Annotated in this window: 14 protein-coding genes; 11 read left to right on the forward strand and 3 right to left on the reverse strand. The window is 72.5% G+C overall.

The annotated features are described in order from the left end of the window. Nucleotides 1-78 precede the first annotated feature (78 nt). The gene (locus IF47_RS0100450) at nt 79-846 is read left to right on the forward strand and encodes an enoyl-CoA hydratase/isomerase family protein (RefSeq protein WP_031505783.1); all 768 of its coding nucleotides are present in this window, start codon (nt 79-81) and stop codon (nt 844-846) included. A gap of 219 nt (nt 847-1,065) precedes the next feature. Continuing rightward, nucleotides 1,066-1,533: an ATP-binding protein gene (locus IF47_RS0100455; RefSeq protein WP_031505785.1), complete on the forward strand. Its 468-nt coding sequence runs from the start codon at nt 1,066-1,068 to the stop codon at nt 1,531-1,533. Nucleotides 1,534-1,571: 38 nt separating this feature from the next. On the opposite strand, the gene IF47_RS0100460 is transcribed toward IF47_RS0100455, so the two are convergent. After that, nucleotides 1,572-1,883, reverse strand: a complete 312-nt coding sequence (locus tag IF47_RS0100460; protein ID WP_031505787.1) for a hypothetical protein — start codon at nt 1,881-1,883, stop codon at nt 1,572-1,574. Nucleotides 1,884-2,083: 200 nt separating this feature from the next. On the opposite strand from IF47_RS0100460, the gene IF47_RS0100465 reads away from it, so the two are divergent. The 3 genes from IF47_RS0100465 (at nt 2,084) to IF47_RS0100475 (ending at nt 7,169) form a co-directional block, all read left to right on the forward strand. Beyond that, a complete protein-coding gene (locus tag IF47_RS0100465; protein WP_031505788.1) occupies nt 2,084-3,301 on the forward strand; it encodes an MFS transporter in 1,218 nt (405 codons plus the stop codon). A 116-nt stretch (nt 3,302-3,417) separates the two neighbouring features. Further along, on the forward strand, nt 3,418-5,304 hold the full coding sequence (locus IF47_RS0100470; protein WP_031505789.1) for an ABC transporter ATP-binding protein: 1,887 nt from the start codon (nt 3,418-3,420) through the stop codon (nt 5,302-5,304). Continuing rightward, nucleotides 5,301-7,169: an ABC transporter ATP-binding protein gene (locus IF47_RS0100475; protein WP_031505790.1), complete on the forward strand. Its 1,869-nt coding sequence runs from the start codon at nt 5,301-5,303 to the stop codon at nt 7,167-7,169. The genes IF47_RS0100470 and IF47_RS0100475 overlap by 4 nt, the downstream gene beginning before the upstream one ends. 125 nt (nt 7,170-7,294) lie before the next feature. Here the strand turns inward: IF47_RS0100475 and glgP are convergent, their stop codons facing one another. Further along, nucleotides 7,295-9,886, reverse strand: a complete 2,592-nt coding sequence (gene glgP, locus IF47_RS0100480; RefSeq protein ID WP_031505792.1) for an alpha-glucan family phosphorylase — start codon at nt 9,884-9,886, stop codon at nt 7,295-7,297. Nucleotides 9,887-10,287: 401 nt separating this feature from the next. Between glgP and IF47_RS0100485 the strand changes: the two genes are divergently transcribed. From IF47_RS0100485 to glgB, 4 genes are all read left to right on the forward strand, one after another. Continuing rightward, nucleotides 10,288-12,315 carry an alpha-1,4-glucan--maltose-1-phosphate maltosyltransferase gene (locus IF47_RS0100485; protein ID WP_031505793.1) on the forward strand — a complete coding sequence of 676 codons (2,028 nt, stop codon included), beginning with the start codon at nt 10,288-10,290 and terminating at the stop codon, nt 12,313-12,315. Then, complete coding sequence (treS, locus tag IF47_RS0100490; RefSeq protein ID WP_031505794.1) at nt 12,302-13,999, forward strand: maltose alpha-D-glucosyltransferase; 1,698 nt, start codon at nt 12,302-12,304, stop codon at nt 13,997-13,999. Before IF47_RS0100485 ends, treS begins: the two co-directional genes overlap by 14 nt. A 219-nt stretch (nt 14,000-14,218) precedes the next feature. Next, a complete protein-coding gene (locus IF47_RS0100495) occupies nt 14,219-15,658 on the forward strand; it encodes a maltokinase N-terminal cap-like domain-containing protein (protein WP_031505795.1) in 1,440 nt (479 codons plus the stop codon). A gap of 29 nt (nt 15,659-15,687) precedes the next feature. Next, complete coding sequence (gene glgB / locus IF47_RS0100500) at nt 15,688-18,336, forward strand: 1,4-alpha-glucan branching enzyme (protein WP_425423539.1); 2,649 nt, start codon at nt 15,688-15,690, stop codon at nt 18,334-18,336. 127 nt (nt 18,337-18,463) lie between these two features. On the opposite strand, the gene IF47_RS0100505 is transcribed toward glgB, so the two are convergent. Next, nucleotides 18,464-19,840: a cation:dicarboxylate symporter family transporter gene (locus IF47_RS0100505; protein ID WP_031505799.1), complete on the reverse strand. Its 1,377-nt coding sequence runs from the start codon at nt 19,838-19,840 to the stop codon at nt 18,464-18,466. 195 nt (nt 19,841-20,035) lie between these two features. Here IF47_RS0100505 and IF47_RS0100510 point away from each other — a divergent pair, with 195 nt between their 5' ends. Continuing rightward, nucleotides 20,036-21,694 (forward strand): sensor histidine kinase, encoded by a 1,659-nt coding sequence (locus IF47_RS0100510; protein WP_031505801.1) that lies wholly within the window; start codon nt 20,036-20,038, stop codon nt 21,692-21,694. Next, nucleotides 21,691-22,407 (forward strand): response regulator, encoded by a 717-nt coding sequence (locus IF47_RS0100515; protein ID WP_211257145.1) that lies wholly within the window; start codon nt 21,691-21,693, stop codon nt 22,405-22,407. Before IF47_RS0100510 ends, IF47_RS0100515 begins: the two co-directional genes overlap by 4 nt. The last annotated feature ends 64 nt before the right edge of the window (nt 22,408-22,471 follow it).

The raw sequence follows: 22,471 nt of genomic DNA on the forward strand, positions 1-22,471 counted from the left end.
CCGGGTGAGGCCCGGCGTCCCGACCGGAGCGTGAAGGCCCCTGGACCACAGGGTGTTAACGGGGGCTAACCTGCCCCCATGACTGTGACTCTTGAGGTCGCCGAGGGCGTCGGCACCATCCGACTCGACCGTCCGCCCATGAACGCGCTGGACATCGCCACCCAGGACCGGCTGCGCGAGCTGGCCGAGGAGGCGTCGGACCGCGACGACGTACGGGCCGTGATCCTCTACGGAGGGGAGAAGGTGTTCGCGGCGGGCGCGGACATCAAGGAGATGCGCGAGATGGACCACGCGGCGATGGTCGCCAGGTCCCGTGCGCTCCAGGACTCCTTCACCGCCGTGGCCCGCATCCCCAAGCCGGTGGTGGCCGCCGTGACCGGCTACGCGCTGGGCGGCGGCTGTGAACTGGCGCTCTGCGCCGACTACCGGATCGCCGCCGAGAACGCCAAGCTCGGCCAGCCGGAGATCCTCCTCGGACTGATCCCGGGCGCGGGCGGCACCCAGCGGCTGGCCCGTCTGGTCGGTCCCTCGAAGGCCAAGGACCTGATCTTCACCGGCCGCCACGTGCGCGCGGCGGAGGCCCTGACGATCGGCCTGGTGGACCGGGTGGTGCCCGCGGACGAGGTCTACGAGCAGGCGCACGCCTGGGCGGCGAGGCTCGCCAAGGGGCCGGCCATCGCGCTGCGGGCGGCCAAGGAGTGCGTCGACGCGGGACTGGAGGCGGACATCGACACCGGGCTGGCGATCGAACGCTCCTGGTTCGCCGGGCTGTTCGCGACCGAGGACCGGGAGATCGGCATGCGCAGCTTCGTCGAGGAGGGACCGGGCAAGGCGAAGTTCCGCTGACGTCCGGTCCGAAGGGCCGGTGTCCGGTCTCCGGGCGTCCGGCCTCCGGCAATCGGACGGAACACGGGGGCGCGGGACGGCGCACAGGCCGTCCCGCGCTCCGCCCCGGCGCACCCTCCGGGGCGCTCGCTCACCGTGTGTGCGCCGAGACCTGCCCCCGACGGGGCGGTATTCGACCGTCCGGCCCCACGGCGGACGGTCGGCGGCCATGATGGGGCCATGGCGGGAGTCAACACGGCGCGTACGGCGTCGGCACCGAAGGGCGAACCGGCGTCCGCGGCGCCCGGCGAGTTCGGGGACCCGACCGTCGAGGAAGTGCGGTTGCCCAACCTCCCCGAGTCGGCGCGGACCGCGCGCGCCCTCGCCCGGTCCGCCCTCGTGACCCGGTGGGGGCTGCCCTCCGATCTCGCCGAGGACACCGTGCTCCTCGTCTCCGAACTGGTGGGCAACGCCGTACGCCACACCGGGGCTCCGGCCCTCGGGCTGCGGATGCACCGGCGGCGCGGCCGGATCCGCGTCGAGGTCCGCGATCCCTCGCGCGGCCTGCCGTGCCTGCTGCCCGTCCACGAACTCGACGTCAGCGGCCGTGGATTGTTCCTGGTGGACCACCTCTCCGACCGCTGGGGCGTGGACCTGCTGCCGCACGGCAAGACCACGTGGTTCGAGATGCGGACCGAGGACCGCTGAGGCGGCCCCGGCCCCTCACCGACACCCGCCCCGGCCCCTCAGCGACCGGCGGCGTACCGCTGCGCACCGGCCCGGCGACGCCGGTCGTTGCACAGCAGGCACCGCCCCCACCCCGGCGGCAGCGGATCCTCCTTGTCCCCGTACAGCGGGTCCACGGCCCCGCGCGGATGCTCCCGGCAGCCCGTGCCGCCGAGGTCGTCGCCCAGTGCCCGCGCCGCCTCCAACGCCCGGCGCAGCGCGTCCACCAGGGCGGCGGCCTGCTCCGCCGAGGGCTCGCCGTCCAACGCGAAGGCGATGTCGGACGCGGTGTGCAGCGCGGTCTGCACCTCTCGTAGCTCTGCCTGACTCATGTCGCGCAGCGTAGGCGCCGGCACCGACAACCGGCGACGGAGCGGGCCCGTCGCCACATCCGTGGACGCCCAAATCCGTGGACGCGGCCGAGCGATCCGGTCCACACTCCTGGACCGTGAGCGCGTCCCGCCCCTCCCACCGCCCCGCCGGCGCCGTCCCCGCCCCCGCGTCCGTCCCCACCGGCGGGCTCCCCGACCGCCTGTGGTCCCGCGGCTTCCTGCTGTTCCTCATCGCCCGCGCCGTCGCCATGCTGGGGGACGCGATGCTGCCCATCGCGCTCTCCGCGGGCCTGCTCGCCCACGGGATGGGCGCGGGCCACATCGGTCTGGCCATGGCCTCCTTCACGGTCTGCTTCGCGGGGTTCGTCGTCTTCGGCGGGGTGTTCTCGGACCGCTTCGACGCCCGCGCCCTGATGATCGGCTCCGACCTGGTGCGGGTGTGCACCCAGTCGCTGGTCGCCGTGTTCTTCCTCACCGGGCACGTGGTGCTCTGGCAGATCTGTGTGATCGGCGCGGTCAACGGCGTGGCGGCCGGGTTGTTCCAGCCCGGCGTGGCCCGCATCGTCCCCAGGGTGGCGCGGGACGTGCAGGGCGCCAACGGAGCGGTCCGCACAGTCGAGTCCCTGGCGATGCTCGCCGGGCCCGCGCTCGCCGGGACGATGGTCGCGGTGTCCTCCGCCGGCGGGGTGTTCGTCGTCCACGCCGCCACCTACGCCCTGAGCGCCCTGTGCCTGGTGCTGCTGCGGCTGCCTCCGACGGTCCGGACCGCGGGGGCCGGCGGCGGGGCGGCGGGGCCGGACTCCCGCCGGGGCTCCTACCGGGCCGATCTGGCCGAGGGATGGCGGGAGTTCCGGTCCCGGACCTGGATGTGGGGCGTCATCGTCCTGTGGATGGTGATGATGATCACCGTCACGGGACCGCTGGTGCCGCTCACCGCCACCGAGATCATCTCCGACCACGGCGAGCGGACGTACGGGTTGATCAACTCGGCGCTGGGCGCGGGCACCGCGGTCGGCGGGCTGCTGGCCATGCGCATACGCCCCCACCGGCCGCTGCGCGCCGGATCGCTGGCGCTCCTGGGCTACTGCTTCTTCCCCGCGGCGGTGGGCGCGCACCTCCCGCCGGCGGCGATCGCGGCGGGCACGGTCGTCTCGGGAGCGGCGATCGGGTTCTGGGGGGTGATGTGGGCGACCAGTGTGCAGACCCAGGTGCCCGAGGAGGTCCGGGGGCGCGTGCACGCCTACGAGGTCGCCGGTTCGCTGTCGATGCTCCCGGTCGGCCAGGCGCTGGCGGGTCCGGCCGCCGGCCTGTTCGGCGCCCGGTCCGTGCTGCTGGCGGGCGCGGTGGCGGCCCTGCTGGTCAGCGTGGCGCTGCTGTCGGTCCCGGCGATCCGCAACCTGCGCCGGGCGGGGACGTAGCCGGGCGGGGCGAGGCCGCGGGCCGGGGCGCGGACGGCCGGCGGGAGGTACTCCGTCAGTCCTACGGCGGAAAACCGAGTGTGATCCGTCAGTGGTGAAACGTAGTCTCACTCCTGATGTCTGCCATCGCCGCCGGCCCTCCGCGCCCCGACTCTCCCGACTCCGAGCCCGCCGTCCCCGGCCCCGCCACCGGCCCCGGGGACACCGGCCGTTCCGCCGTGCGTTCCCTGCTGCGGCTGTGGCCCTACGTACGGCCCGTGCGGGCCCGGTTGTTCACGGCGGCACTCGTCGCGATCGTCGCCTCCTGTCTGGGGCTGGTCATCCCCCTGATCCTGAAGTGGCTCGTGGACGGTCCGATCGCCGACCGCGACGCGGACGGGGTGTGGCTGGGCGGCGCGCTGCTGCTGACCGTCGGCGTGCTGGAGGCGCTGCTGTTCGGGCTGCGGCGCTGGCTGGTGGCCCGCCCGCTGGCCGGCGTGGAGGCGGCGATGCGCGCGGACCTGTTCCGTCACCTGCAGCGGCTGCCGATCGCCTTCCACGACCGTTGGGCGAGCGGGCAGTTGCTGTCGCGCGCCACGGCGGACCTCCAACTGTTGCGCCTGTTCCTGGCCTTCCCCCTCACCTTCCTGCTGGTCAACGGCACCACCATCCTCGTCGGGTTCGGTGTCCTGCTGGTCCAGGAGTGGACGCTGGGGTTGGTGCTGCTGCTGCCCGTGGTGCCGCTGGTGCTGCTCTGCTCGGTCTTCGAGGCGCGGTACTCGCGGGCGGCGCGCCGGGCGCAGGACCAGATCGGCGATCTGACGACGGTCGTCGAGGAGTCCGTGCTCGGCATCCGGATCATCAAGGGCTTCGGCCGTCACCGCAGCCAGGCCCGCGCCTTCCGGGCGCTCTCCCACCGGCTGCTCGGCACCGAGCTGCACAAGGCGCGGCTGCTGGCGGGCATCTGGGCGGTGATCATGACGCTGCCGGAACTGGCCATCGGCGCCGCCCTGGTGCTGGGCACGGTCCAGGTCGCCGACGGGGAGCTGTCGGCGGGCACCCTGGTCGCCTTCCTCACCACGGCCCTGGCGCTGCGCTGGCCGGTGGAGTCGATCGGCTTCCTGCTCGCCATGAGCAACGAGGCCGCGACGGCGACCGACCGCTACTTCGAGGTGATGGACGAGCCTCTCCCGCCGGACACGCTCACCCGGGGCGGTCCCGCGCCGAGCGCCCCGGCGGCTCCCGCCCCGGCGGCTCCCGTCCCGGCGGACGGTCTCCGCTTCGAGCGGGTGGTCTTCCGCTACCCGGACGCGCCACCGGACGCCCCGCCCGTGCTGGACGGCGTCGACCTGCACGTCCGCTCCGGGGAGACCATGGCCCTGGTCGGCGCCACCGGCAGCGGCAAGACCACGCTCACCGCCCTGATCCCCCGGCTCCACGAGGCCACGTCCGGCCGGATCACCCTCGACGGCCGGGACGTCGCGGCGCTCCCCCGCGACGAGCTGCGCTCGCTGATCGCCGTCGCCTTCGAGGAACCCACGTTGTTCTCCGCCTCCGTGCGGGAGAACGTGCTGATGGGCGCTCGGTCTCCCGAGGAGGCCGGGCAGGAGGAGCTGGCGCGTGCCCTGCGGGTCGCCCAGGCCGAGGAGTTCGTGAACGCGCTGCCGCGAGGGGTGGAGACCCAGGTCGGCGAGCAGGGCCTGAGCCTGTCCGGCGGACAGCGCCAGCGTCTGGCGCTGGCGCGTGCCGTGGTCGGCCGGCCCCGTTTCCTCGTCCTGGACGATCCGCTCTCCGCCCTCGACGTCCACACCGAGGCCCTGGTGGAGGCCGCCCTGCGCGAGGTGCTGGCCGAGACCACCGCCCTGGTGGTGGCGCACCGCCCCTCCACCGTGCTGCTGGCCGACCGGGTGGCGCTGCTGTCGCGGGGCCGGATCACCGCCGTCGGCACCCACCACGAACTGCTGGCGTCCAGCACCGAGTACCGCCACCTGATGTCCGGCGAGCAGCGCGAGGAGGAACGATGACCGCCACCGTCGCCGAATCGCCCTTCGAGGAGGAGGAGAAGCGGGACGGTGAGGGCGGCGGAGCCGCCGCCCCGCCCGATCCCTTCGACCGCGACGTGCTGCCCGCGCCGAAGGGCGCCTCGCGCCGGCTGCTCGGCTCGCTGCTCCGTCCGCACCGGGCGCGGGTGGCCGTGGCCGCCGTCCTGCTGCTGCTCCAGCAGGCGGCCGTGCAGGCCGGGCCGCTGCTGGTCGCGTACGCCATCGACCGTGCCGTGCCCGCCCTGCGAGCCGGCGACCACGGTCCGTTGACGGCCGTGGCGGCGGGGTACGCGCTGTGCGCGCTGTCCTCGGGCGGCCTGCAGTACGCCTTCGTCCGGGCCGCCGCCCGGATCAACCAGAGCGTCCTGCTGGAGCTGCGCGGCCGGATCCACCGGCATGGCCAGGCGCTGAGCGTGGACTTCCACGACCGTTACACCTCCGGCCGGTTGATCTCCCGGTCCACCACCGACGTGGAGGCGCTGCGCGAGCTGCTGGACGAGGGGCTGCAGGAGCTGCTGGGCGTGACCCTGTCGGTGGTCTACATCTGCGCCACGCTGTTCTGGCTCGACATCGGGCTGGGCGGCGCGGCCCTGCTCTCCTTCGTTCCGCTGTTCCTGCTGGTGCAGAACTTCCGGCGCCGCTCGATGCGCGTCTACCGCAAGCGGTCCACGGCCATCGCGACGGTCATCGTGAAGTTCGTGGAGACGATGAACGGCATCCGCCCGGTGCAGGCGTTCCGTCGCGAACGGTCGGGTGACGCGGAGTTCGGCGAGCTCAACGACCGGCACCTGAAGGTCAACGGCGACTCCATCCTGGAAATGGCCCGCTATGTGGTCTCCTCCCGGCTGGTCGCCAACATCGCGGTCGCCGTCATCGTGCTGTGGAGCGCCCAGCGGGTGGCGACCGGGTCCCTGGAGTTGGGCGTGCTCGCCGCGGCGGCGCTGTACCTGCGGCGGCTGTACGACCCGATCGACCGGTTGGGGATGTTCCTCAACTCCTACCAGTCCGCGGCGGCCTCCCTGGAGAAGATCGCCGGGCTGCTCGCCCAGGTCCCCTCCGTCCCCGAGCCCGTCCGTCCCCGGCCGCTGCCGGAGCGCTCCGCGGACATGCCCGGCCGCCCGGTGGTCTTCGAGGGCGTGAGCTTCGCCTACCGCACCGGTGGCGAGGTGCTGCCCCGCTTCGACCTGGAGATCCCGGCCGGGCAGACGGTCGCGGTGGTCGGCGCGACCGGTGCGGGCAAGTCCACGCTCGCCAAGCTGCTCGCCCGCTTCTACGACCCCACCGAGGGGCGGGTGCTCCTGGACGGCACCGACCTGCGGGACCTGGCCACCCCCGAACTGCGGCGCGGGGTCGTCATGGTGACGCAGGAGGCGTTCCTGTTCTCGGGCACGGTGGCGGAGAACATCGCGATCGGCCGCCCGGACGCCTCGCGGGAGGAGATCGAGCGGGCGGCGAAGGCGATCGGCGCGCACGACTTCATCACCGCCCTCCCCGACGGGTACGACACCGACGTCCGCAAGCGCGGCGGTCGTATCTCCGCCGGTCAGCGGCAGTTGGTGGCCTTCGCCCGCGCGCTGCTCGCCGACCCGGCCGTGCTCATCCTGGACGAGGCGACCTCCTCGCTGGACGTGCCCGGTGAGCGGGCGGTCCAGCAGGCCATGGACACCGTCCTGCGCGGCCGTACCGCGATGGTGATCGCCCACCGACTGTCGACGGTGGAGATCGCCGACCGGGTCCTGGTGATGGACGCCGGCCGGATCGTCGAGGACGGACGGCCCGCCGATCTCATCGCGGGCACCGGCCGCTTCGCCGGTCTCCACCGGGCCTGGCGCGACAGCCTGGCCTGACGCCTCGCCGGGAGTCGACGCGCCCGTCGGGTTCGACGGGCGCGTCGGTCGTCGGGGCACGGGCGGCTCCCGGCCCGCGCCGGGAACCGTCCGTGCCGGGAGGCCGCCCGTGCCGGGCGCGTGGTTCAGCGCATCAGCACCCCGGCGGCCTGCCTGGCGTCGAGGTCGTCCGGTGGCAGGGCGACCAGGCCCGGTTCGGCCGGGCTCGCCAACAGCGGGTGCGCCGGCAGGACGCGGACGGTGTAGCCGAACGCCCCGGCCCGGTCCAGCGCGAGCGGCCCCTCGTACAGCCGGCTCCCGTTCTGCTCCGGCCCCTCGGACGCCTTGAGCGGCACGTGGACGGCGTCCGTGATGGAGTCCGACTCGTCCACCCGTCCGGCGACCGCCTGCACCTCCACGTCCTCCGGTTCCAGGTCGCCCAGGACCACCCGCACCCGCAGCGAGAGCGAGCCGCCCAGCGTCACGGACTCGCACACCGACTCCACGTGGTCGATCGCCACGCGCGGCCAGCCCGCGCGCACCCGCGCCTTCCACTCGGCCAACCGGCCCGCGGTGGGGACGTCCAGCGTCCGGTGGGCGCGGGCCGCCGGGGTGTACAGCCGCTCGACGTACTCGCGCACCATCCGGTCCGCGAGCACCTTCGGGCCCAGTCGGTCGAGCGTCCGGCGGACCATCTCGATCCACCGCTCCGGCAGACCGCTCCCGGTCACCCCGCGGTCGTAGAAGCAGGGCGCGACCTGCTCCTCCAGCAGTTCGTACAGCGCCGCGGCCTCTATGGCGTCGCGCCGCTCCCGGTCCTCCGGTCCGTCGCCGAGCGGCCCGTCCCCGACCGTGCCGGCCGTCCCGTCGTCCGCGGTCGGGATGACCCAGCCGAAGTCCGGCTCGTACCACTCGTCCCACCAGCCGTCCGACACCGAGAGGTTGAGGCAGCCGTTGAGCGCCGCCTTCATTCCGGAGGTGCCGCACGCCTCCAGCGGGCGGAGCGGGTTGTTGAGCCAGACGTCACAGCCGGTGTAGAGCCGCTGTGCCATGCCCATGCCGTAGTCGGGCAGGAAGACGATCCGGTGCCGCACCCTCGGGTCGTCGGCGAAGCGCACCAGCTCCTGGATCAGCCGCTTGCCGCCGTCGTCGGCCGGATGCGCCTTGCCGGCGACCACGAACTGGACCGGCCTGCTCGGGTGGAGCAGCAGACTCGTGAACCGTTCGCGGTCGCGCAGCATCAACGTCAGCCGCTTGTAGGAGGGAACGCGCCGCGCGAAGCCGACGGTGAGCACCTCCGGGTCCAGGACGCCGTCGATCCACCCCAGTTCCGCGTGGGACGCGCCGCGCTGCCGCCAGGAGTCGTACAGCCGCCTGCGCACCTCGTGGACCAGTTGTTCGCGCAGCGTGCGGCGGGTCTCCCAGAGTTCGGCGTCGGTGGGCTCGTCCCGCAGCGCCCGTACCTCGTCGGCGGTCCAGGTGGGGGCGTGGACGCCGTTGGTGACGGAGGTGATGGGCACCTCCGCGGCGTCGAAGCCCGGCCACAGCCCGGCGAACATCTCCCGGCTGACCGCGCCGTGCAGTGTGGAGACGCCATTGGCCCGCTGGGCGAGCCGCAGTCCCATGACGGCCATGTTGAACAGGTTCGGGGAGCCGCCGGGGTAGGTCTCCGTGCCCAGCTCCAGCACCCGTTCCACGTCCACGCCGGGCAGCTCGCCGTCCTCGCCGAAGTGACGGGCCACCAGGTCGCGGTCGAAGCGGTCGATTCCGGCGGGCACGGGGGTGTGGGTGGTGAACACCGTCCCGGCGCGCACGGCCTCCAGTGCGGTGTCGAAGGGGACGCCCCGCTCGCTCAGTTCCCGGATGCGTTCCAGGCCGAGGAAGCCCGCGTGGCCCTCGTTGGTGTGGAACACCTCCGGTTCGGGGTGCCCGGTGACGCGGCAGTACGCGCGCACCGCCCGCACTCCGCCGATGCCCAGCAGCATCTCCTGGAGCAGCCGGTGCTCGCTGCCGCCGCCGTAGAGCCGGTCGGTGACCTCGCGCTCGCGGGGGGCGTTCTCCTCCACGTCGGAGTCGAGCAGCAGCAGTGGTACGCGGCCGACCCGCGCCTGCCAGACGTGGGCGCGCAGGCTCCGCCCGCCGGGCAGTCGCAGCTCCACGCGGATCGGGGCGCCGCCGGGTCCGCGCAGCAGCTCCAGCGGCATCTCGTTGGGGTCCAGGACGGGGTAGTGCTCCTGCTGCCAGCCGTCCCGCGACAGGCTCTGCCGGAAGTAGCCGTGTCGGTACAGCAGCCCCACTCCGATCAGCGGGACGCCGAGGTCGCTGGCGGCCTTGAGATGGTCGCCGGCGAGGATGCCGAGTCCGCCGGAGTACTGCGGCAGGGCGGCGGTGATGCCGAACTCGGGCGAGAAGTAGGCGATGGCCGCGGGTGGTTCGCCCTCCAGCCGCTGGTACCACCGAGGTTCGGTCAGGTAGTCCTGCAGGTCGCCGGCGACGACGGCGAGCCGCCGCAGGAAACCGCGGTCCTGGGCCAGTTCCCGGAGCCGCTCCGCGGGGACGGCTCCCAGCAGCCGCACCGGGTCGCCGGCGGCGGTCTGCCGGCCGTCGGGATCGACGGCCCGGAGGAGTTCTCTGCTCTCGGTATGCCATGACCAGCGCAGATTGTGCGCCAGGTCGCCGAGTGGTCGTAGGGGTTCCGGAAGGACGGGACGCACGGAGAATCGACGAATGGCCTTCACATCTCGACGGTAGCGGGATCGCCGGGCTTTTCGCCTCACAAACATGATTCGCGTCTCGAACTGTCGTATACGGACATATGACGGGACGCAGTGCCGCAACACGCCCGGAATGCCGGCACCCGGTGCCGCACCGGGGCGCGAAAACGCCGACGGCACCGTTCTCGTGGCGCGTCCGCCCCTCGTGTGCGCGGCTACATGCCGGTAGTTCACATTCCATCGGATTTCCCCTCCCATCCGCATGGGCAGGTTCTTTTCCTGACGCCCCTTCGGGGCACCCGCACACGAGAACCGTCACGCCACCCGAGTGAAAGCGGACAGGAGCGGCCATGCCCGCGACCCGTAAGCGGTCCGTGGAACGGATAGAAAGAACAAAACCACCCATAACGCCCCCAGGTGAGCCAATGATCGGTCGCATTCCCGTACTGGACGTCCACCCGCTCGTCGACTGCGGACGCCGCCCGGCGAAGGCCGTGGTCGGAGAGACCTTCCGGATCTCGGCCACCGTCTTCCGCGAGGGACACGACGCGGTCGGCGCGAACGTGGTCCTGCGCGATCCCGGCGGACGGTCCGGCCCCTGGACCCCGATGCGCGAACTGGCCCCCGGCACCGACCGTTGGGGCGCCGAGGTGACCCCCGACGCCGAGGGCCGCTGGACCTACTGCGTCGAGGCGTGGGGAGATCCGATCGGCACCTGGCGACACGCCGCGCGCGTCAAGGTCCCGGCCGGGATCGACACCGAGCTCACCTTCGCCGAGGGGGCGGCGCTGCACGAGCGGGCCGCCGCCGGAGTGCCCAAGAACGAGGGGCGCGCGGCGGTCCTGGACGCGGTGGACGCCCTGCGCGACGCCTCCCGCCCGGTCGCCGCGCGGCTGGCGGCGGCCCTGACCCCGGAGGTGACGTCCGTGCTGGACCGTCACCCGCTGCGCGAACCGATCACCGTCACACGCCCGCTGCCGCTGCTGGTGGAGCGGAAGAGGGCGCTGTTCGGCTCCTGGTACGAGTTCTTCCCGCGCTCGGAGGGCGCGGTCGTGCGGGAGGGCGAACCCCCCGTACCGGGCACCCTGCGCACCGCCGCCGACCGGCTCCCCGCGGTGGCCGCGATGGGCTTCGACGTGGTCTACCTGCCGCCGATCCACCCCATCGGCGAATCGTTCCGCAAGGGGCCCAACAACTCCCTGACGGCGGGCCCCCACGACGTGGGCAGCCCCTGGGCCATCGGCTCCGCCGCCGGCGGCCACGACGCGATCCACCCGGACCTGGGCACCTTCGAGGACTTCGACCACTTCGTGACCCGCGCCCGCGAACTGCGGATGGAGGTCGCACTCGACTTCGCCCTCCAGTGCTCCCCGGACCACCCGTGGGTCAAGGAGCACCCGGAGTGGTTCCACCACCGCCCCGACGGCTCGATCGCCTACGCCGAGAACCCGCCGAAGAAGTACCAGGACATCTACCCCATCGCCTTCGACGCGGACTTCCCCGGCATCGTCGAGGAGACCCTGCGCGTCCTGCGGCTGTGGATGGACCACGGGGTGCGGATCTTCCGCGTGGACAACCCCCACACCAAACCGGTCGTCTTCTGGGAGAAGGTGATCGGCGAGATCAACAAAACCGACCCCGACGTCATCTTCCTCGCCGAGGCGTTCACCCGTCCCGCCATGATGCACACCCTGGCGAAGATCGGGTTCCAGCAGTCGTACACCTATTTCACCTGGCGCAACGGCAAGGACGAACTGACCGAGTACCTCACCGAACTCTCCGGTGACGCCGCCTCGTACATGCGGCCCAACTTCTTCGTCAACACCCCCGACATCCTGCACGAGTACCTCCAGCACGGCGGGCGCCACGCCTTCGAGATCCGAGCGGTGCTCGCGGCCACCCTCTCCCCCACCTGGGGCGTCTACGCGGGCTACGAACTGTGCGAGTCGACACCGGTGAGGCCGGGCAGCGAGGAGTACCTTGACTCGGAGAAGTACCAGCTCCGCCCACGCGACTGGGTCGCCGCCGAACGGTCGGGCGCCACCATCACGCCCCTGATCACCGAGCTGAACCGGCTGCGCCGCCGCCACCCGGCCCTGCAGCACCTGCGCAATCTGCGCTTCCACCACTCCGACAACCCGGCGATCATCGTCTACTCCAAGCGCAGCACGCGTCCGTACGCCGACACGGTTCTCGCGGTGGTCAACCTCGACCCCCACCACACCCACGAGGCCACGGTCTCGTTGAACCTGACGGAACTCGGTCTCACGCCCGCTCAGGAGAGCGGCGCCGAGCTTTTCCCGGTGCGCGACGAGCTCACCGGCGAGACCTATCACTGGGGCAGGGACAACTATGTGCGCCTCGAACCGGGCCGTGCCGCGGCGCCGGCGCACATCCTCACCCTGCGACCGTCCTCACAGACCGGAGGGTCACCCAACCATGACCGTCAATGAACCCGTCATCGACAAGTTCGAGGACACGCCCACCAAGGACCGCGATCCGCAGTGGTTCAAAAGGGCCGTCTTCTATGAGGTGCTGGTCCGGTCCTTCCAGGACAGCAACGGCGACGGCATCGGCGATCTGAAGGGCCTCACCGCCCGGCTCGACTACCTCCAGTGGCTGGGTGTGGACTGCCTCTGGCTGCCGCCCTTCTTCAAGTCCCCGCTGCGGGACGGCGGTTACGACGTCGCGGACTACACCTCGGTCCTCCCGGAGTTCGGCGACCTCGCCGACTTCGTGGAGTTCGTGGACGCCGCCCACCAGCGCGGCATGCGGGTCATCATCGACATGGTCATGAACCACACCAGCGACCAGCACCCGTGGTTCCAGGAGTCCCGCCGCGACCCCGACGGCCCGTACGGGGACTACTACGTGTGGGCCGACGACGACAAGCAGTACGCCGACGCCCGCATCATCTTCGTGGACACCGAGGTGTCCAACTGGACGTTCGACCCGGTGCGCAAGCAGTACTACTGGCACCGTTTCTTCTCCCACCAACCGGACCTGAATTACGAGAACCCGCGGGTGCAGGAGGAGATGATCTCGGCCCTGCGGTTCTGGCTGGACCTGGGCATCGACGGCTTCCGGCTGGACGCGGTCCCCTACCTGTACGCCGAGGAGGGCACCAACTGCGAGAACCTGCCCGCCACCCACGAGTTCCTCAAACGGGTCCGCGCCGAGATCGACGCCCACTACCCCGACACGGTGCTGCTGGCCGAGGCCAACCAGTGGCCGGAGGACGTGGTCGACTACTTCGGCGACTACTCCAAGGGCGGCGACGAGTGCCACATGGCGTTCCACTTCCCCGTCATGCCGCGGATCTTCATGGCGGTGCGCCGCGAGTCGCGCTACCCCGTCTCCGAGGTCCTGGCCAAGACCCCGGCCATCCCCTCGGGCTGCCAGTGGGGCATCTTCCTGCGCAACCACGACGAGTTGACGCTGGAGATGGTCACCGACGAAGAGCGCGACTACATGTACGCGGAGTACGCCAAGGACCCGCGGATGCGCGCCAACATCGGCATCCGGCGCCGGCTCGCCCCGCTGCTGGACAACGACCGCAACCAGATCGAGCTGTTCACCGCCCTGCTGCTCTCCCTGCCCGGCTCGCCGATCCTGTACTACGGCGACGAGATCGGCATGGGCGACAACATCTGGCTGGGCGACCGGGACGCGGTGCGCACGCCCATGCAGTGGACCCCCGACCGGAACGCGGGCTTCTCCTCCTGCGACCCGGGCCGACTCTTCCTCCCCACGATCATGGACCCGATCCACGGCTACCAGGTCACCAACGTCGAGGCGGCGATGAGCAGTCCCTCGTCGCTGCTGCACTGGACCCGACGGATGATCGAGATCCGCAAGCAGAACCCGGCCTTCGGGCTGGGCTCGTACACCGAGTTGCCCTCGTCCAACCCCGCGGTGCTCGCCTTCCTGCGCGAGTACGGGGACGACCTCGTGCTGTGCGTGAACAACTTCTCGCGCTTCCCCCAGCCCACCGAACTGGACCTGAACGCCTTCGGCGGACGCCACCCCGTGGAGCTGATCGGCGGCGTGCGCTTCCCGCCCATCGGGGAGCTGCCGTACCTGCTGACGCTGGCGGGCCACGGCTTCTACTGGTTCCGCCTGCGGAAACAGGCCTGACAGGGCCCAGAAAAGGGCGGCGGCCCGGGAAACGACCGGAACACAGGTTAGTCCCGGGCCACCGTGGGCACCCTTTTCATCACCACCGACGGGGACGGTCAGTCGAGCTCACTAGCCCGGTCGGTGGGTACTCCCCGACACGTCCCGCACCGCCGGACAGCCACAGCCGCAATCCGGGACACTCTGCCGTACCTTTCGTGTGCCCGGGGAAAGGACGCCATGTCGGACAGCTCCTCGCCCCGCGCCGCCGTCGCCACGCGCGAGTCCGGGGGCGCGGCGCTGCTGCGTTCGCTCACGCCACTGCTCACCGAATGGCTTCCGCGGCAACGCTGGTTCGCCGGGAAAGGCCGGCCCGTCAGCGGGTTCACCCTGGTCGCCGCCACCGAGCTGGTGCCGTGCACGAGCGGCGCCGCGCCGGGCCTGCTCCACCTCCTCGTCCGCGCCCGACAGCCGGGCGGGCCGGAGCAGACCCATCCCGTGCTCGCCGACTGCTACCAACTGCTGCTCGGCGTGCGCCCCGCCCTGCCGCCCCCGCTCGCGGGCTCGCTGATCGGTCACCCCGCCGACGGGCCGCTGCGCGGTCGCACGGTGTACGAGGCATTGCACGATCCACGGTTGGCCGCCGTGCTGCTGGAGCGGCTGCGCTCCCCCGGCCGACTGGGGCCGCTGCGCTTCCAACGCGAGCGCGGCACCGTCATCCCCACCGGGCTGCCGCCCAGGCCGTTGAGCGTGGAGCAGTCGAACTCCTCGGTGGTCTACGGCGACCGGTACATCCTCAAGCTCTTCCGCCGCGTCAGCCCCGGCGTCAACCCGGACCTGGAGCTGCCGCTCGCCCTGGCGCGGGCCGGTTCGGACCGGGTGCCGGCGCCCGCCGCGTGGTTCGAGGCACGGCCCGGCGGCGAGACCGGCGAGCCGATGACGCTGGGCGTGCTCCAGCCCTTCCTGCCCGGTACCGGTGACGGCTGGCAGCTCGCGCTGCGCTCGCTGGCGGCCCACGGCGACTTCACCGCCGCCGCGTGGGCGCTCGGCCAGGCGATCGCCGAGGTGCACACCACGCTCGCGGACGCGCTGCCGGTGACCGCGCTGCGCCGCCGCCAGTTGGAGTTCATCGCCTCCGGGATGAACGAGCGGCTGGAGGCCGCCGCCGCCTCCGTGCCCGCCCTGCGCCCGTACCGCGGCCGGCTCCACTCCGTCTTCAACGCCGTCGCCGACCTCGGCCACGGTGGGGGCACCTGGTCCGCGCAGCGGATCCACGGCGACCTCCACCTGGGACAGGCGCTGTGCGCGGGGTCCGACGACCGGTGGTCGATCATCGACTTCGAGGGCGAGCCCGCCCGCCCGATCGCCGAGCGGCGCCGTCCGCAGCCGGTGGTACGGGACATCGCGGGCATACTGCGCTCGTTCGACTATGCGGCGTGCCAGCACGCCCGGGCCTCCTCCGGCGACGCCGAGTGGGCCCGCGAGTGGGCCGAGAAGAATCGTGACGCCTACTGCTCCGGTTACGCCGACGCCTCCGGCTCCGATCCGCGCGACGAGGACGTGCTGCTGCGCGCGTACGAGACGGACAAGGCCGTCTACGAAGTCCTGTACGAGGCCAGGCACCGCCCCGCCTGGCTCGCCATCCCGATGTCCGCCATCCACCGGCTCGCGGACGCCTGATCGACTCTGCGCACCAGGAGGCCTCTTCCGTGACCCCCCGCCCCGACAGCCGACCGCCCTCCGACGCCTCTTCGCGGACCGCCCGCGCCGGCGCCCGGGACGAGGGCTCCGCCCCGGCCGCGCCTTCCGGACCGCCGGCCCCACAGGACGCGGCGGGACCGGCGGGGCCCGCCGGGACCGTGAAGAAGGCCGCGCCGAGGAAGGCGGCGCCGAAGACGGCGAAGACGACCGGGAAGGCCCCCTCGAAGGCCCCCGCGCGAGCCGTGGCGCAGACCCCCGAGCGGGAGAACCCGGCAGTGGGCGCCGAGGGCTCCGCCGAGGACTCCGCCGCGCGGCCCCCGGGCGCCTCCCCGGAACCGATCGCCCCGAGGCAGTCCGAGCCGCTCAAGGAGCACGCCGCCAACTGGCCCGACGCCCGACCGCCCGCCCCCCGCAGGAGCGAGGACACCCCCTCCCCGCACCAACTGCGGCCGGCCGATCCGCTGGACCCGGGCGAGCGCCTGCGCCTCCTCCACGGCTCCCACCACGACCCGCACGCGGTGCTCGGCGCCCACCGGACGCAGGGCGGGGTGCTGTTCCGGGCGCTGCGTCCGTACGCCCGCGCGGTCACCGTCCTGGTCGAGGGGATGCGCGCCGAACTCCACGACGACGGCGACGGACTGTTCTCCGGGGTGCTGCCCCTGGCCGAAGGTCCCGCCGTCCCCCCGTACCGGCTGCTGGTGCGCTACGGCGAGGAGCCGGGGGTGGACGAGATCGAGACCGAGGACCCCTACCGCTTCCTGCCCGCCCTCGGCGAGCTGGACCTGCATCTGATCGGCGAGGGCCGTCACGAGGAGCTGTGGCGGGCACTCGGCGCGCGTCCCATGGTCCACGCCGGGGTGTCCGGCACCCGCTTCACCGTTTGGGCGCCCAACGCGCTGGGCGTACGGGTCGCCGGGGACTTCGCCCACTGGGACGGGACGGCCTTCCCCATGCGGTCGCTGGGCGGCAGCGGCGTGTGGGAGCTGTTCCTGCCCGGCGTCAAGCCGGGCGCGCTGTACAAGTTCGACATCACCCGCCCCGACGGCTCCCACACCCTGCGCGCCGACCCGATGGCCCGCCGCACCGAGGTGCCGCCCGCGACCGCCTCGATCGTGGAGGAGTCGGAGTACGTCTGGCACGACGAGGAGTGGATGGCGCGCCGCGCCGAGCGCGCCCCCCACCAGGCGCCGCTGTCGGTCTACGAGGTGCACCTGCCGTCCTGGCGTCCGGGCCTGACCTACCGCGAACTGGCCGAGCAACTCCCGGCGTACGTCAAGGACCTGGGCTTCACGCACGTGGAGCTGATGCCGATCGCCGAGCACCCCTTCGGGGGGTCCTGGGGCTACCAGGTCACCGGCTTCTACGCGCCCACCGCGCGGATGGGCACGCCCGACGACTTCCGGTACCTGGTCGACCGCCTCCACCAGGAGGGCATCGGCGTGCTGATGGACTGGGTGCCCGCGCACTTCCCCAAGGACGAGTGGGCGCTGGCCCGCTTCGACGGCACCGCGCTGTACGAGCACTCCGACCCGGCCCGCGCCGAGCACCCGGACTGGGGGACGCTGGAGTTCAACTTCGGCCGCACCGAGGTCCGCAACTTCCTCGTCGCCAACGCGGTCTACTGGTGCGAGGAGTTCCACATCGACGGCCTGCGGGTGGACGCCGTCGCCTCCATGCTCTACCTCGACTACTCGCGCGAGTCCGGCCAGTGGACCCCCAACGTCCACGGCGGGCGGGAGAACCTGGAGGCGGTGGCGTTCCTCCAGGAGATGAACGCCACCGTCTACCGCCGCTGCCCGGGGGTGATCACCGCCGCCGAGGAGTCCACCGCCTGGGACGGCGTCACCCGCGCCACCCACCACATCGGGCCGGGGGGCTTCGGCGGGCTGGGGTTCGGCTTCAAGTGGAACATGGGCTGGATGCACGACTCCCTGGAGTACATGGTCAAGGAGCCGGTCCACCGCAAGTACCACCACAACGAGATGACGTTCTCCATGGTGTACGCCTACTCGGAGAACTACATCCTGCCGATCTCCCACGACGAGGTGGTGCACGGCAAGCGCTCGCTGGTGTCCAAGATGCCGGGCGACTGGTGGCAGCGGCGTGCCAACCACCGCGCCTACCTGGGCTTCATGTGGTCCCATCCGGGCAAGCAACTCCTTTTCATGGGGCAGGAGTTCGCCCAGGGGGCGGAGTGGTCGGAGGCGCACGGCCCGGACTGGTGGCTGCTGGACCCGGCGTACCCCGCCTCGGACGACCACCGGGGCGTGCGCGACCTGGTCCGCGACCTCAACCGCGTCTACACCGCCACGCCCGCGCTGTGGGAGCGGGACACCGACCCGGCCGGCTTCTCCTGGATCGAGGGGGGCGCGGCCGACGACAACGTCTTCGCGTTCCTGCGGTACGCCGCCGACGGCACGCCCCTGATCGCCGTCTCCAACTTCTCACCCGTCGTCCGCCACGACTACCGGCTCGGCGTCCCCGAGGAGGTCCCGGCCTGGCGCGAGATCCTCAATACCGACGCGGCGCGGTACGGCGGCGGCGACGTGGGCAACCCGGAGCCGCTGAAGACCGACTCCGTCCCGGCCCACGGCCGTCCCGCCCACATCGCCCCGACGCTGCCGCCGCTGGCGACGATCTGGCTGGTACCGGCCTGAGACCGAGGCTTCCGGTCCCGGTCCGGGACCGGAAGCCCGGACCGGAAGCCCGGATCGGAAACGGCCGCACGGCCCTGTCCGGGGGGTGGACAGGACCGTGCGGCGAGCCCGGGGCGGATGCGGGGAGTCAGACGCCCACGGGCTTCTTGGCGGCGGAACCCTCAGGGGTGGGCTCCGACGTGGTCTCCGGGGCGCCGTGGCCGTCGTCGACGAGGCTCTGCTCGTCGAACGGGATGCGGCCGGCCAGCACCTCGTTCATCCGCTCCTTGTCGAGTTCCTTGGTCCAGGTGCCGATCAGCACCGTGGCGACCGCGTTGCCCGCGAAGTTCGTCAGGGCGCGGGCCTCGCTCATGAAGCGGTCGATGCCGACGATCAGGCCCACGCCGTCGACCAGGTCCGGACGGTGGGACTGCAGTCCGCCGGCGAGGGTGGCCAGACCGGCGCCGGTGACACCGGCCGCTCCCTTCGAAGCGATGATCATGAAGACCAGGAGCGAGACCTGCTCGCCCAGCGAGAGCGGGTCGCCCATCGCCTCGGCCACGAAGAGGGCGGCCATCGTCAGGTAGATCGCGGTGCCGTCGAGGTTGAAGGAGTAGCCGGTGGGGACCGTGATGCCCACGACCGGCTTGCCGACCCCCAGGTGCTCCATCTTGGCGATCAGGCGCGGCAGCGCCGACTCGGAGGAGGAGGTGGACAGGATCAGCAGGAACTCGCGGCCCAGGTACTTCAGCAGGGCGAAGACGTTCAGGCCCGTGACGATCTTCAGCAGCCCGCCCAGCACCACGAAGACGAACAGCGCGCAGGTGACGTAGAAGCCGACCATGATGACGGCCAGGGAGGTCAGCGCGTCCACGCCGGTCTCGCCGACCACCGCCGCGATGGCGCCGAAGGCACCGACCGGGGCCGCCCACATGATCATGGCGAGCACCCGGAAGACCAGCCTCTGGAGGTGGCCGATGCCGCGCAGGATCGGTTCGCCGGTCGCGCCCATCGCCTGGAGGGCGAAGCCGACGAGCAGGGCCACCAGCAGGGTCTGGAGCACCTGGCCCTCGGTGAAGGCGGAGACCAGCGTGGTCGGGATGATGCCCAGCAGGAAGTCGACCGTGCTCTCGCTCGCGCCGTCGGCCTGGGCCGCGCCGACGCTCTTGACCTCCTCGGTCAGCTCCAGGCCGGAGCCGGGGTGCAGCACGTTGCCGACGACCAGGCCGATGGCCAGGGCCACCGTGGACATCACCATGAAGTACCCGAGCGCGAGCCCGCCCACCGCGCCGACCTTGGCCGCCTTGCGGACGGACCCGATGCCCAGCACGATCGTGCAGAAGATCACCGGCGAGATCATCATCTTGATGAGGTTCACGAACCCCGTGCCCAGCGGCTTCAGCTCGACGGCGACGCCGGGGGCGGCGAAGCCGAGCGCGACGCCCGCCAGTACGGCGACGATCACGGCGATGTACAGGTAGTGGGTACGGTCCCGTCTCTTGGACTGCTCGGTCTGGGTGGACACGTCGGCTCCTTGGAAAGTGCGGCTCCGACTCGCGTGGAGTCCCGCCGACTATGCATCCCGATGTGAGAACGATCACCGTTGTGTGCATTACGTGCACGGAAAAACCGCCGCGCACGGCGGAGTTGCGGAATCTTGTCGGGGATCGCCCGGGCACCGGGCGGAGCCGCCGGCGCGGAGCGGCGGCAGACTGTGGCCATGCGTCTCCCCCGTCCCCGCAGTCTGGCGGGCCAGCTCTTCGCGATGCAGGTCGTGCTGGTGGCGGTCGTGGTGGCCGGATGCGCGCTGTTCACCTACCTGAACGACCGCGAGCAGGCCGAGACCTCGGCCCGGAAACAGGTCACCGTGACGGCCCGGGCGATCGCCGACTCGCCCTCGGTGCGCGAGGCGATCGCCTCCCCGGACCCCAGCGCGCGGCTCCAGCCGTATGCCGAGCGGGTGCGCCGCGACACCGGCGTGACCTTCGTGACGATCATGGACCCCGAGGGCGTCCGCTGGACGCACCCGTCCCCCGACCGGATCGGCCGGCGCTTCGTGGGCCACATCGGCCCGGCGCTGCGGGGCGAGACCTTCCACGAGACCTACACCGGCACGCTCGGCCCGTCCGTGCGCGTGGTCACCCCGATCCGTGACGACGGGCGGATCGTGGGCCTGGTGAGCACCGGAATAGCCGTGGAGAAGATCAGCGCCGAGGTACGGGGGCAGGTGGTCGCCCTCCTCGCGGTCGCCGGGGGCGCGCTGGTGCTCGGCGGCCTGGGCACATACGTGATCAACGCCCGACTGCGCCGCCACACCCACGGCATGAACGCCACCGAGCTGAGCCGGATGCACGACTACCACCAGGCCGCCCTGCACGCGGTGCGCGAGGGTCTGGTGATGCTCGACGGACAGCGGCGGATCGCGCTGATCAACGACGGCGCCCGTGAACTGCTCGGCCTGACCGGGCCGGACGTGGTGGGCCGCAACGTGGCCGAACTGGGCCTGCCCACGCCGCTGACCGGCGCGCTGCTGGCCTCGGAGCCCCGCGTGGACGAGGTGCACCTGACCGACGACCGCGTGCTCGTGGTGAACACCGCGCCGGTGTCGGGCGGCGAGCGGCGCGGCACGGTGGTCACCCTGCGTGACCACACCGAACTCCAGGCGCTCACCGGCGAGCTGGACTCGGTGCGCGGCTTCACCGAGGCGCTGCGCTCCCAGGCGCACGAGGCGGCCAACCGGCTGCACACCGTGGTGTCGCTGATCGAGCTGGGCCGCGAGCGGGAGGCGGTGGAGTTCGCCACGGCCGAGCTGGAGCTGGCCCAGGCGCTGACCGACCAGGTGGTCGCGGCGGTCGCCGAGCCGGCGCTGTCGGCGCTGCTGCTGGGCAAGGCGGCGCAGGCCAACGAGCGCGGCGTGGCACTGGTCCTCACCGAGGACAGCAGCGTCGACGACGGAGTGCTGCCGCGGGGACTCCCGGCCCGGGACCTGGTGACGATCCTGGGCAACCTGATCGACAACGCCCTGGACGCCGTCGCCGACGGCGCCCTCGACAGCGGACCGGAGTGCTCCCCCGACGCCGTCGCGGGGGGCGACCGGGTGCCCCGGGTGACGGTGACCGTCCGGGCCGACCGGCACGAGCTGCTGCTGCGCGTCGCCGACAGCGGCCCCGGCATCGACCCGGACACGGTGGAGGAGGTGTTCCGGCGCGGCTGGTCCACCAAGCGACTCACCGGACCCGCGGGCCGGGGCCTGGGGCTGGCGCTGGTGCGGCAGGCCGTCCGCCGCCACGGCGGCACCGTCGAGCTGGACCGGGCGGCGTCCGGCGGCGCGGAGTTCACCGTCCGGCTGCCGCTGCGCGCCGCGGAGGTGACGGCGTGACCGGGACGAGGACGGACACCGCGGGCGGGGAACCCATCCGGGTGCTGGTGGTCGAGGACGACCCCGTGGCGGCGGACGCCCACGCCCTGTACGTCTCGCGGGTGCCCGGGTTCACCGTCTCCGGCGTGGCCCACTCCCGAGCCGAGGCCAAACGGGCCCTGGACAAGCGGGCCGTCGAGCTGATCCTGCTGGACCTCCGCCTCCCCGACGGCCACGGCCTGGCCCTGGTGCGGGCGCTGCGCGCGGCCGGCCACACCACCGACGTCTTCGCGGTGACCTCGGCCCGCGATCTGGCCGTCGTGCGGGAGGGCGTCTCCCTCGGGGTCGTCCAGCACGTGCTGAAGCCCTTCACGTTCCCGACGCTGCGCGACCGGCTCCAGCGGTACGCCCGGTTCCGGGAGACGATCGCCACCGAGGGCGCGGAGGCCGGCAGCCAGGCGGAGGTGGACCGCGCGCTGGCCGCGCTGCGCCCGCCGAGCCGGGTCGCGCTGCCCAAGGGGCTGAGCGCGCCGACCCTGGAGTCGGTCACCGCGGCCCTGCGGGCGGCCGACCGCGGGGGCCTGACGGCGAGCGCGGCGGCCGAGAGGGTGGGCGTCAACCGGATCACCGCCCGCCGCTACCTGGAGTACCTGGTCGACACCGGGCAGGCCGAGCGCACCCCGCACTACGGGCACGTGGGCCGGCCGGAGCTCCACTACAACTGGCGGGGCTGACGCCCGGACGGTTCCCGCGGCGCCCTCGGACGGTTTCCGCCGACGCGCGCCCCGTCGACCGACT

This window comes from Streptomyces megasporus, assembly GCF_000718985.1.
In the GTDB taxonomy this organism is placed as follows: domain Bacteria; phylum Actinomycetota; class Actinomycetes; order Streptomycetales; family Streptomycetaceae; genus Streptomyces; species Streptomyces megasporus.